Genomic DNA, 12845 nt, shown 5'->3' with positions numbered 1-12845 from the left:
GCTAGTTATACTAACTAGCCTTGTTCTTTAGTTTTAGAGGGCATGGAACCAAAAAATTGATCCTTAGGGTGATCTGATGAGTGAAGCAGTCCCAGTTGTTGAACTTCGCAACATTACGAAACGATTTCCGGGCATTGTAGCGAATGATGCTATTAGCTTGAAGTTGAGAAAAGGCGAAATTCATGCCTTGCTAGGTGAAAATGGTGCAGGTAAGTCAACGCTGATGAACATTTTGTTCGGTTTATATCAGCCGGATGAAGGTAGTATTCATGTACAAGGCAAAGAAGTATTTATTGATAGCCCGAATCGAGCGATTGAGCTGGGAATTGGGATGGTGCATCAGCATTTCAAGCTGGTACAACCTTTTAGCGTTACGGAAAACATCATTTTGGGGATGGAACCCAAACGTGGTTTGAACGTCGATATTAAGACAGCGCAGGACAAAGTACGTAAGCTTTCGGAACAATACGGTTTACGCGTAGATCCCAAAGCCAAGATTGAAGATATTTCAGTCGGTATGCAGCAGCGTGTCGAAATATTGAAAACGCTATATCGCGGCGCCGATATTCTTATTTTTGATGAGCCAACAGCTGTACTAACGCCGCAAGAAATTAGTGAATTGATGGTAATCATGCGCAACCTTGTGAAAGAGGGCAAATCCATCATTCTCATTACACATAAGCTGAAAGAAATTATGGAGATCGCCGATACGGTGACGATTATTCGTCGCGGGAAAGTGATCGATTCCTTGGCGTGCTCTGAGGCAAACCCGCAAATTCTGGCTGAGAAAATGGTCGGACGTGATGTTTCCTTCAAAGTAAACAAGGAAGAAGTGAAGCTTGGAACGCCTGTTCTTCAGGTCCAGGATTTAATGGTGCGGAATCAACAAGGCTTAGCTGCGCTCAAAGGGCTTAATTTTGAGGTGAAAGCTGGAGAAATCCTTGGCATTGCAGGTGTGGACGGCAACGGTCAGAGTGAGTTGATCGAGGCGTTGACGGGCTTGCGTGGCGTGGATAGCGGCACTGTGCTGCTCATGGGCAGCGATATTACGAATCAAACGCCTAGACAGATTTCAGAAGCGGGCTTGTCGCATATCCCTGAGGATCGTCATAAGCACGGGCTTGTGCTTGATTTTAGCATGAGTGAGAATATGGTGTTGGAAACATATTTCCACCCTGAATATAACAAAGCCGGCTTCTTGAACTATGAGGCCATCGATCGTCATGCCGAAGCGTTGATTAAGCAGTTCGATGTGAGAACACCGAGCATCTACAACAAAGCGCGTTCCCTCTCGGGCGGTAACCAACAAAAGGCAATTATCGCGAGAGAAATCCATAAGAATCCGAATCTACTCATTGCGGCTCAGCCGACGCGTGGTTTGGATGTGGGCGCGATCGAATTCGTGCACAGACAATTGATTGAGCAGCGTAATAAAGGGAAGGCTGTTCTGTTAATTTCTTTTGAACTGGATGAGATTATGAATGTGTCGGACCGGATTGCTGTTATCTATGAAGGCCAAATTGTAGGAGAAGTGATGCCGCAGGATACGAACGATCAAGAGATCGGTCTGCTCATGGCAGGCAGTAAGCGCACACAGAAAGGAGCCCCTCATGAATAAAGTTGTTCGCATTATGACAAGTGAATCAGCTGTAAATCCCCTTGTGGCGATTGTGCTGGGGCTGCTATTCGGAGCGCTCGTGATGCTGGCTGGCGGTTACAATCCGATTGCGGCTTACAGCTCCCTGTTCTCTCGGATTTTGGGCAGTCCGTATGACATTGGAGAGTCCATTCGGGCGATCACGCCTTTGATTTTAACTGGTTTATCCGTTGCATTCGCTTTCCGTACGGGGCTTTTCAACATTGGTGCTGAAGGGCAGTTCGTGATGGGGATGACGGGGGCTACCTTTATTGGTGTCAAAATCCATAGCCTGCCGTGGATCATTCATGCTCCACTTGCGGTTATTGTCGGCGCTTTAGTTGGCGGACTTTGGGGGGCAATCGCGGGCTATTTGAAGGCGAAGCGCGGTGTGAACGAGGTCATTACGACGATCATGTTGAACTGGATATCCTTATTCCTGTCCAACTATATCGTGAATACATTCCTTCTGGAGCCGAAGCAGCAACGTTCATATATGATTCAAGACTCGGCTTCACTGAGCATTGGTTGGTTGTCGGATGCAATGAATCACGCGAGGCTCCATTGGGGGACCTTGATTGCTATTCTGGCAGCGGTGGTCTTCTATCTGATTCTATGGAAAACGAAGCAGGGGTACGAGCTGCGTGCGGTCGGACATAATATCGATGCAGCCAAGTACGCGGGGATGAATGTGAATAAGAACATTATCAAAGCGATGTTTATTTCCGGTGTTTTTGCCGGTCTGGCGGGTGTGTTCGAGGTTCTCGGCGTATTCCACTACCAGGTTGTTGCCGCAGCGTCTCCGGGATATGGGTTCGATGGCATTGCCGTTTCCTTGCTTGGTGCCAACAACCCAATCGGGGTTGTACTTGGCGCGACGCTATTCGGCGGGTTATCGTACGGTTCTGCGGGGATGAGCTTCGGGGCGGACGTGCCGCCAGAAATTATCCGGATCGTCATCGGATCGGTTATTTTCTTCGTGGCTACCCAAGGTATTGTCAAATGGGTGCTGCTACCGTTCTACGGCAAACGCAAGAAAGAGAGGGCTTCCTAACATGGACCTACTCAGTATGCTTAATGCGTTCTTCTCGAAATTTAGTGAACTTATTAATACAACGCTGGTCTATTCCACAGCGCTTATTTTCGGAGCTTTAGGCGGGATCTACTCAGAACGTTCCGGTGTCGTGAACATTGGGATCGAGGGTCTCATGGTTTCGGGGGCCTTCGCTTCAGCAGTCGGGGCTTATTATGCGGAAGAAGCTAACTTCGGGGCGTGGTCGCCTTGGATCGGACTCTTGTGCGCGGTGCTATTCGCACTGATATTCGCTTTGATTCATGCGGTAGCGACGATTACCTTCAAGGCGAATCAAGTAATCAGCGGCGTGGTAATCAATTTCTTGGCAGCAGGCGTGACCTTGTATTTGGTTAAGGTATTGTTCAATGGTGCGGGTCAAACCGAAACCTTGAATGATGTGTTCTCCAAATGGGAAATACCGCTGCTCTCCCAAATTCCTTATCTGGGGAAGGCGTTATTCACGGCGTATCCAACGACTTATCTTGCGTTAATTCTCGTTTGCGTGACGTGGTACGTGCTGTTCAAAACCCCTTTCGGTCTGCGCTTGCGTGCCGTGGGTGAACATCCAAGTGCTGCTGACACGGTGGGGATCAAAGTGAAACGTGTCCGTTATATCGCCGTTCTTATCAGCGGTGTGTTTGGTGGGCTTGGCGGGGCGACGATTACGCTCACAACCACGAGCGCGTTCTCGCATAACACGATCTCGGGTCAAGGGTTTATTGCTATGGCCGCGATGATTTTCGGCAAATGGCATCCATTTGGCGCGCTGGGCGCCGCGGTCTTCTTCGGAATGGCGCAAGCGCTCAACAACTTCATGCGGTTGTTCGATTTCTCGAAAAACATTCCGCAGGAGTTCCTGTATATGCTGCCGTACGTACTGACGATCCTTGTATTAGCAGGGGCCGTTGGCCGGGCGAAAGCACCGTCTGCACTGGGTGAGCCGTACGATCCAGGCAAAAGATAGGGAGAATTACTGAAGGTAGTGGCCCCGAGCAGGTAAATAAGCAAGCTAAGCTGTCTTATTCTGACATAGAGAGCAGCTGGTGATAGATTAAGACCACCGATCTGCTTAATATCAGCGAACTGCCACATAATCAGCGCATTTAGGATGAATAAGCAACCTGCGGTTGCTTAAGGGGAATTGAACGGTAGTTATTAGGAAAATAGGCAATCGTGGTGGCCTTATTCAAGTTGAAGTGGCTATAGTCGTACATATGTCTGGATGGTATCTTCCAACAGGAACGAGCTGCTTTCTTCTACTGACAGGGCATGGATCACTTGCAATACTGTACCTACATGAATAACTGAAAGCATCGGGACAGTCACTCCTTTGGAGGGCTGTCTTTTTTCTGTTTTTGATTGTCAGAGAAGTTGTCGTCATCTAGCGATAAATGTCGAAATAAAGAGGAATTATGTCGAATATTGTAGAATCTCTTCCTAACAAATTCAGTTTCAGTATTTACTATTTGTAACCAGGAAGGAAGAATGTCACCCATGTCTCATCTGCGAACCCTGTTCAATACCAAGTCACTGAAGATGAAAATGACCATACTACTACTAGCGGTTGCTCTAATTCCGCTTCTGATTTCAATCCTCATTCTGACTTCGCAATCGTCTGCTGATATGGAATCCGAAACGAAGCAGCATCAGAGCCAACTTGCGGCGGTTAATACGGCTGAAATTAATACCTGGTTTATGAGTAAAATTACGGCGATTCAAGCGGTTGTCAAAGCTCATCCGGAGTTTATCGGCGGCAATGCGACGACGATTTTATCTGTCATGAAGGTGATGGATGAGAGCGATCCAGAAGTGTTTCGTTATGCTTACATTGATGCGAAAGGAATGTCGATAGATACAGCTGGTGAGAAGTTAGATGCCAGCGGATTTGATAATTTCAAGAAGGCAACTACGGATAAGAAAGTCGCGGTTTCCGGTATTATTAAGGAAGGGAGCAGCGGTAAAGATATCGTCATTATCGATGTTCCGATTGTTGATGCCAGTAGTTCTTTCCAAGGTATTGTTCAGGCGTTCGTGAGTCTTGATCAATTGAAGTCACTCGTTAATGTGATCAAGTTTGGTGAAACAGGCTACGGGTATCTGCTTTCACCTAGCGGCACGTATCTCGTCCATCCTAAGAAGACAGGCCAAAAGCTGGAAGAATCCTCTACCCCTGCAAAGATGGACTTGTATAAAAAAACAGTATTTGCTCAGCATGATGGCTATATCTTCTATTCAGAGCCGGATGGCACGAAGAAATCTGCGGCTTTTAACACCATAGATGTAACAGGTTGGAAGCTAGTTTTAACGGCTGAACAATCCGAAGTGTTCAACAAGGTCGATCATATCAAACATGTAGCTTACCTGATTCTGGTGATTTCAGCAGTGCTCGTAGCGGGCTTGGCAATTGTCATTTCACAGATGGTGATCCGCCCCATTACGGCGATATCCTCGCTTATGCAGCGGGTCGGACAAGGGGATCTATCTGGTAGATTGACCGAGCGTGGAAATGATGAGATCGCCTCGATGCGCCAAAATATTAATATGATGCTGGATTCCTTCTCTACCATGATTGCCAAAATAGCGGATGCTGTTTCACATACCGCTGCCTCCTCGGAGCAGTTAACGGCTATCGCGAATGAATCCACGAAAGCATCTGAACACATTACCAAAGCTGTTCAGGGTGTCGTTCAAGGCTCAGAAGCCAACTATCAGGCATCCGAGCAAATCTCAACAGCGATGAGTGAAATGGCCTCTGGCGTGCAGAAAATTGCCGAGTCATCTGGGCATGTATCTGAAAGTGCGCAAAGCGTCGTTCAAGAAGTTAATCGCGGGAATGCGGAGATTCAACTCGCAATCACTCAAATGAATACCGTGAGTCAATCGGTTGCACAAACAGCGGACGTTATGCGACGATTAGAGGAGAAATCAGAGGAAATCCGGCAAATCGTCCGGTTTATATCGGAAATTGCTTCGCAGACAAATCTGCTTGCCCTGAATGCTTCGATTGAGGCAGCAAGAGCGGGCGAGCAGGGTCGGGGCTTCGCCGTCGTTGCGAACGAAGTGAAGAAGCTTGCTGAGCAAACAAGCCGCGCGACCGTGAATATTACCACGATGATCGGTGAAACGGTGCAAGCGACGAAAGAAGCGTCTAGCGCTATGCAAAGCGGCCTAATCGAAGCTCAGAAGGGCTCCGAGCTTGTGGAAACGGCCGGTCGTGTGTTCCACTCAATCCTAGGCTCCATTGAGCAAGTGAACGACCTGATTCAAGAAGTTTCTGCCGCGACGGAGCAAATTTCCGCAGGAACCGAAGAAGTGGCCGCGTCATCTCACGAAACGGTCAACATTGTGAAGCAAGGCATGGACGAGCTGCAAACCATCGCGATGTCAGCTGGCAGCCAGTTGCAGTCGATGGAGGAAATCACCTCCTCATCCGAGTCACTCAGTGAACTGGCTGTGGATTTACAAGATCAAATCAGCCGATTCAAGCTGAAATAAAATAGGCGCCTCTTCCGGTTTCGGGAGGGGCGTTTTTTCATGTGATTCCTGCCGCTTTGCGTGAAGGAGCAGGACTTTTATACTATCGTAATTGGCGGTATGCTATAATCGGAAATGAGAGGTGTGGATGCATATGAAAGCGGTTACTATAATGAAGTCAATTTGGACTTTTATCATCATCATTGTATTATTACTAGTTGTTATTGGAACGAATTTCTATCAGATGTTTGCGCTGAAGGGGACGATTGATCATGTGAAAAGGAATTGGATGCCGAGCATTGCTAGAATCATAGAGATGCAAGACATCGTTACCCAAGAGAGAGTTCTTTTACATAAAATGTTGCTTGAAACCGACAAGGGCAGTGCTCTCACGGTGATTACCTCTTATCAGAATACGCGGAAACTGTTTGATGAGAAATATGAGGACTATGCGCCATTCATCAACTCTGAGGAAGAGAGGGTAATTTACGAAGATGTGGCTCATAAAACCATAGACTACCTACAGAAGGGGCAGCTTATTATTGATGCTGTTCAAAGCGGTGATTATGTACTAGGGAAGAACCTGTTGGATAAGCTTACACCGAATAGAGAGCTAGCAGATGCAAGTTTACACAATTGGATCACTTACAATTTGACAGGATCCCAAAAGGATATAGATCGAACATCTAGTCAGCGAGAGCTTGCACTCTGGATGGGGGTTATTTTTACTATTGTGGCGATATTGGTCGGGGCTGGTCTCGCGTTTCAGACGCGTTCGATTCGGAGAAAGGGCGAACGTAAGCTGATGAAGGAGAAGGAGAAAGCTCAAAGCTATCTCGATCTCGTCGATGTGATGATTGTGGTGCTGGACCGGGATTGCAGAATTGAGCTGTTAAACCGCAAAGGCTGCGCCATGCTGGGGTATGAGGAAGCTGAGCTTATCGGAAAGAGCTGGTTTGAGATTTGTGTGCCCAGGGATCAATGGGATGTACGGAAGCAGTACTTTCAGGGAGTCATGGATGGCAACCCAGCACAGGATTACTATGAGAATGTGATTCTGAGCAGCTCAGGCGAGGAGCGTCTTCTGGGGTGGAACAATAATTTGCTATGGAAAGAGACTGGCGAAATTGGCGGTGCTATTCTTGCTGGTGTAGATATTACCGAACGTAAACAAGCCGAAGAAACGCTGAATCAATATAAAGAACATCTTGAGATCTTGGTAGAGGAACGCACAGTGGAGTTGGAAAATAAAAATATACTCCTCGCTGATGCGAAGGAATCTGCCGAGTCTGCCAATCGCGCGAAAAGCGAATTTCTGGCGAACATGAGCCATGAAATCCGAACACCCATGAACGCGATCATCGGATTGAATTATTTGCTCCAGCAAACTGATTTAACGGAGCGGCAGAAAGGTTATGTGGAGAAGACGGTACTGTCCGCCAAAAGTTTACTGACGATCATCAGTGACATTCTTGATTTCTCGAAAATCGAAGCGAAGAAGATCGTGCTGGAGCGCATTGATTTTGACTTGTATGAAATCATGAGCAATATTTCGAATATCATCGGTTTTTCTTTGTACGAAAAAGGACTTAAATTGCATTTCTCCATCCATCATGACGTACCTCAGGTATTGAATGGTGATCCCTTCCGATTGAATCAAGTTTTACTTAATTTGGTGAACAATGCTTTGAAATTTACCGATGAAGGTGAAATCGCGATTGCGGTAAGTGTTGCTGCGCGAGACGCCCGCGGGGTTTCCCTTCAATTTGAAGTCAGGGATACAGGAATCGGGATGACACCTGCGCAGCAAGCGCTATTGTTCCACGGCTTTACGCAAGCTGATATGTCGACAACGCGTAAGTATGGAGGAACAGGGCTAGGGCTTGTCATAAGTAAGAGTATCGTAGAGCTAATGGAAGGCGATATCTATGTAGAGAGTGAACTGGGAAGAGGGAGCTCATTCATCTTTACGGTGAAGTTCGACGTAGGCTCTGAGCATGTGTTTAGCGCACCAGTAGTTTCCTATTTGAAATTCTTACGCGTTCTTCTCGTTTGCGATGATCAGGAAATGCGCCTCGTGCTGAAGAGTCAGCTTGAACAGTTTCAGTTTATTGTGAACGCTGTGGATTCTGCTGAGCAAGCACTGGAACAAATTCGTTCCAATGGACGTTATGATTTGGTTATTATTGATTGGAAGCTTCATGATGAGCAAGCGCAATCCTTGGCGGAGCGAATTAAGCTTGAATATGCTACACCGATACAGGTTATCGTACTTATTAGCTCGTATCATGAAGCGGAGCTTCAATTGAAGGCGCAGTCGTCCTCGGTAAAAAAAGTGCTCTATTATCCAATGAGTCAGTCACAGTTGTATAACCAGATTACTAATCTGTTCCAGGAGCAGCTTCAGATGCACAAAGCTTTGCCCCAAGGTGAACATGATGCGAAAAAGCTGCATCTGCTCCGCAACACGGAAGTGTTATTGGTGGAGGATAATGAAATAAATCAACAGGTGGCACAAGCCATCCTTCAGGAGATGGATATTCGTGTCGACGTAGCGGAGAATGGCATCGAGGCGTTGAAGCGAACGGTGGCTAAGCGATATGATGCCATTCTAATGGATTTGCAGATGCCGCTGATGGATGGGTTTGAGGCGACTCGAAATATTAGGGATTTTGATCAAGAGACGCCGATTATTGCGATGACTGCTGATGCGATGCAGGGCGTTAAGGAGCAAGTACTGGAAGCTGGGATGGATGCTTATATTTCAAAACCTTTCGAGCCTATTCAGTTGTTCAGTGTCTTGCAGAGAACGATACAGAGCATACGAGGGAAAGGCTATGCCGAGGTTGCAGCAGCGAAACAGGCCCGGGAATTGCCCGCTCTGAACGTAGAAGAAGCCTTGGAACGTCTGGGACGCAACGTAAATCTCTACGAACGGATCTTACAGAAGTTTCTTGCGAACCATGAGCAGGCGATTGAGGGGATCCGTGATGCCATAACGAGCAATGACTTTCCCGAAGCGCTGATGCTTGCGCATACGTTGAAGGGAGTTGCCTCTAACATTGGCGCCACGCCACTGAGTCAAATCGCAGATGAGCTTCAAACCGCGATTCATCAGGGCTCGTCGGAACTATTCGAGGAGCTGTTAGACATTGCGGAGAACAAGCTTCTGTTCGTGAATCAAGCGATACGAGACTATTTTGAGACAAAATAAAGAGAAGGCCAGATCAGCAGGGGATGTGCTGATCTGGCCTTTTGTAGTTGGGTGCGTCAACGGTGGCTTGACGCTAACGGCTTGCATGCGGGCAATCATAGCGATTTGATCTGATTGCGATACTCGCTCGGCGAGACGCCGTACCACCGCCGGAACTGCTTGGAGAAGTACAGCGGATCATAGAAGCCGACCGACGCGGCAATCTGCTCAATGGTGAGCTCTAGCCGCTCCCGTAGCAATAAGCGCGCTTTATCCACGCGCAGCTTGAGCAGGAAGGTGACTGGCGTCACCTGGGTGTGCCGCTTGAACATGCGCGATAGATAGGCGCGATTATAGCCTAAGCTCTCGGCCATCATTTCGATAGTGATCGGTTCCGCATATTGCGTGGACAAGTAATGGATGGCTTGCTGCACGATGCGGTCGCTCTCGGCATCGGTGACCATTCCGGTCACCGCAGGTGCAGACAAGGCTTCACAGTACTCGCCGAGCAGTAAGCTTAAGTATCCGGTCGCTTTGAGCTGCGCGTTGGATTTCTTGGATTTCAGCGCCTGCTGAATCTGACGGCACAGCACCGGCATATGCCGATTACGCGCGATGTGAATCACAGGGCTGCTGGACGTAAGGCCCGTTGCCTCAACTAGCTTCACTGCCTGCGACCCAGTAAAAGCGATCCAGCAATAGTGCCACGGATCCGCCTCGTCGGAGACATAGCTGATCAATTGCTCTGGCTCGATGACGAAGCTGTCGCCAGCGCCAAGCGCATACTCTTCTCCATGTGAGGTGAATACGCCGCGACCCGATATGACATAATGGATTAAGTAGTAGTCGTAGACTTTCGGTCCTAGTCGATGTTCGGGTTTGGTCTGACTTTCGCCTGCAAATAAAACCGTGAAATCACTCTCCCCAGCAGGGAGGGGATTCGAGACCACATAATAGCTATAGCGCTTATCCATGCCGATGTTCATCTCCGATCGAAAAGCTTTTCGTTCCTTCCACTGTATCATAGATCTCACACGAAACGGAAACTTCATATCACATTTATCCATGTGAAAATAACATGCCTCCATAGCCAACCGATGGCTCATCTCTTATACTTAAGCTATAAACTTACATCAACCTGATTGTACACAACCACTAAACGAACTAACAAAAACCACTGAAGGCGGTGCCACACATGGCAGATTTGCAAGCTCTAAAAGACACGTTTATTGAAATTTACGGAGAAACGGCAGCGAAAATCTCAGCATTCCACGCGCCAGGTCGTGTGAATTTGATCGGCGAGCACACGGATTATAACGGCGGATATGTGTTTCCAGCAGCTTTGACGTTCGGAACGACTTTGATCATTCGTCCGAGACAAGATCGTGTGATTGGCTTTGCGTCTACCAATTTGGCACTGCGCAAACAAATTTCCATAGATGACTTGTCCTATCAAGAAGAAGATGATTGGATTAATTATCCGAAAGGCATTTTCGTTCACTTGGCGAAAGCAGGTTTCCCTGTAACGCAAGGATATGATCTGTTGTTCCACGGCGAAATCCCGAATGGCGCAGGACTTTCCTCCTCGGCTTCCATCGAAGTGGTTACAGCGTTCAGCTTGCTGACACTAGAAAACTATCCGATCGATACGGTGAAAATCGCGCTGCTCGCACAAGAAACAGAGAACCAATTCGTTGGCGTGAATTGCGGGATCATGGACCAATTCGCGGTAGCGAATGGCAAGAAAGACAACGCGATTCTGTTGATGTGCGATACGTTGGAGTATCGTCATGTTCCTTTTCAAAGCGGCAGCTATAAGCTTGTGATCGGTAACACGAACAAACGCAGAGGTCTCGTCGACTCCGCTTACAATGAGAGAAGAAGCCAATGCGAGCAGGCCGTTACTTATCTGCAAAAGCAATTCCCTAACATCACGCTGCTGGGTCAACTGAACCTAGAGCAGTTTAATGAATATAAACATCTGATCCCAGACGAAACGGTTCGCCGCAGAGCGGAGCACGTTGTGGAAGAGATTGATCGTGTTTTGAAATCCATCGAAGTACTTGAAAAGAATGATCTTGAGTCCTTCGGCAAGCTGATGATTGGCTCCCATGATTCCCTTCGTGATCTGTATGAAGTAACAGGAGTGGAGCTGGATACGATGGTAGCCGCAGCATTGAAAGTACCAGGCGTACTTGGTGCGCGGATGACAGGTGCAGGCTTCGGCGGATGTACAGTTTCTTTAGTGCATGAAGACAGCGTTCAAACGTTCATCGACCAAGTGGGCGCGGAATATACGGAAAAAACAGGGCTTACACCAAGCTTCTATGTTTGCGATATTGGCAACGGTGTAGAGCAACTTGAGGAGGCGTTGTAAAATGGCAATTCTAGTCACAGGTGGAGCGGGTTATATCGGTTCGCATGCGGTAGCAGAGCTATTGGCCAAAGGCGAGGAAGTTGTTATTGTCGATAACCTGCAACAAGGTCACAAGGACGCAGTGCTTGGCGGTAAATTGTACGTGGGTGATCTGCGCGACGGCAACTTTATGGATACGGTTTTTGCGGAAAATAAGATCGATGCCATTATCCATTTTGCAGCAAATTCACTCGTTGGTGAGAGCATGACCAATCCGGCGAAATACTACCACAACAACGTGTACGGAACGCTTTGCTTACTTGAAAAAATGACACAATACGGCGTGAAACGCATCGTCTTCTCTTCCACGGCTGCAACGTATGGCGAGCCTGAGAACATTCCAATCCTTGAGAGCGATCGTACCCTGCCGACGAATACGTATGGCGAAACGAAGCTGGCGATGGAAAAAATGATGAAATGGTTCGATACTGCGCATGGTATCAAATATGTGTCGCTGCGCTACTTCAATGCAGCTGGCGCGCATGCTGGCGGCCAAATCGGAGAAGACCACAGCCCAGAGACGCATCTGATCCCGATTATTTTGCAGGTTGCGCTGGGGCAAAGAGCGCATATCTCGATTTTCGGCGAGGATTATGCAACAGAAGACGGCACATGCGTACGTGACTACATCCACGTCAGCGATCTAGCAAGTGCACACGTGCTAGCGGTAGAGAAGCTGCGCGGCGGTGCGGACAGCAACATCTATAACCTTGGCAATGGCACAGGCTTCTCTGTGAAGCAAGTGATCGACATTGCACGCAAAGTCACAGGTCATGCCATCCCAGCGGTTGTTGAGCCTCGTCGAGCAGGCGACCCAGCGACGTTGATTGCATCGTCAGAGCGTGCAAGAGCCGAGCTTGGCTGGAAGCCAGCTTTGGATTCGTTGGAAGCGATCATTGAGAGCGCGTGGAACTGGCATCAGAAGCACCCGAAGGGGTATGCGGCTGAAGTGAACGTTTAATATAGGCGAAATTTATGTTTGTTAGCAAACCTATCCTACGACACAAACTTGCCCATAAGCCTTTCTCTATTGGATAAATACAGTAGAATC

8 protein-coding genes are annotated in these 12845 nt (G+C 47.9%); 7 read left to right on the top strand and 1 reads right to left on the bottom strand.

Features of this window, described 5'->3' with window-relative positions; genetic code table 11:
• Positions 1 to 76: 76 nt before the first annotated feature.
• The 5 genes from A8709_RS04395 to A8709_RS04375 all read left to right on the top strand — a co-directional run bounded on the left by A8709_RS04395 (position 77) and on the right by A8709_RS04375 (position 9399).
• Positions 77 to 1618, top strand: a complete 1542-nt coding sequence (locus A8709_RS04395) for an ABC transporter ATP-binding protein (RefSeq protein ID WP_065850972.1) — start codon at positions 77 to 79, stop codon at positions 1616 to 1618.
• A complete protein-coding gene (locus A8709_RS04390; RefSeq protein ID WP_065850971.1) occupies positions 1611 to 2690 on the top strand; it encodes an ABC transporter permease in 1080 nt (359 codons plus the stop codon). The genes A8709_RS04395 and A8709_RS04390 overlap by 8 nt, the downstream gene beginning before the upstream one ends.
• 1 nt (position 2691) lies before the next feature.
• Positions 2692 to 3675 (top strand): ABC transporter permease, encoded by a 984-nt coding sequence (locus A8709_RS04385; protein ID WP_065850970.1) that lies wholly within the window; start codon positions 2692 to 2694, stop codon positions 3673 to 3675.
• Between the two features lie 530 nt (positions 3676 to 4205).
• Entirely contained in the window at positions 4206 to 6206 is a 2001-nt protein-coding gene (locus A8709_RS04380; RefSeq protein WP_167356999.1) for a methyl-accepting chemotaxis protein, read from the top strand.
• Positions 6207 to 6333: 127 nt separating this feature from the next.
• Positions 6334 to 9399, top strand: coding sequence for a response regulator (locus A8709_RS04375; RefSeq protein WP_065850968.1), 3066 nt, complete (start codon positions 6334 to 6336; stop codon positions 9397 to 9399).
• A 95-nt stretch (positions 9400 to 9494) separates the two neighbouring features.
• Here A8709_RS04375 and A8709_RS04370 read toward each other — a convergent pair whose 3' ends face one another.
• A complete protein-coding gene (locus tag A8709_RS04370; protein ID WP_065851244.1) occupies positions 9495 to 10364 on the bottom strand; it encodes an AraC family transcriptional regulator in 870 nt (289 codons plus the stop codon).
• Positions 10365 to 10573: 209 nt separating this feature from the next.
• Here A8709_RS04370 and A8709_RS04365 point away from each other — a divergent pair, with 209 nt between their 5' ends.
• A complete protein-coding gene (locus tag A8709_RS04365; protein WP_065850967.1) occupies positions 10574 to 11755 on the top strand; it encodes a galactokinase in 1182 nt (393 codons plus the stop codon).
• 1 nt (position 11756) lies between these two features.
• Positions 11757 to 12755, top strand: a complete 999-nt coding sequence (gene galE, locus A8709_RS04360; RefSeq protein WP_065850966.1) for a UDP-glucose 4-epimerase GalE — start codon at positions 11757 to 11759, stop codon at positions 12753 to 12755.
• The last annotated feature ends 90 nt before the right edge of the window (positions 12756 to 12845 follow it).

Origin of the sequence: Paenibacillus pectinilyticus, assembly GCF_001700435.1 — a bacterium.
GTDB lineage: Bacteria > Bacillota > Bacilli > Paenibacillales > NBRC-103111 > Paenibacillus_E > Paenibacillus_E pectinilyticus.
The sequence above is the reverse complement of the archived record's forward strand: the minus strand, read 5'-3'. Positions and strand labels throughout refer to the sequence as shown.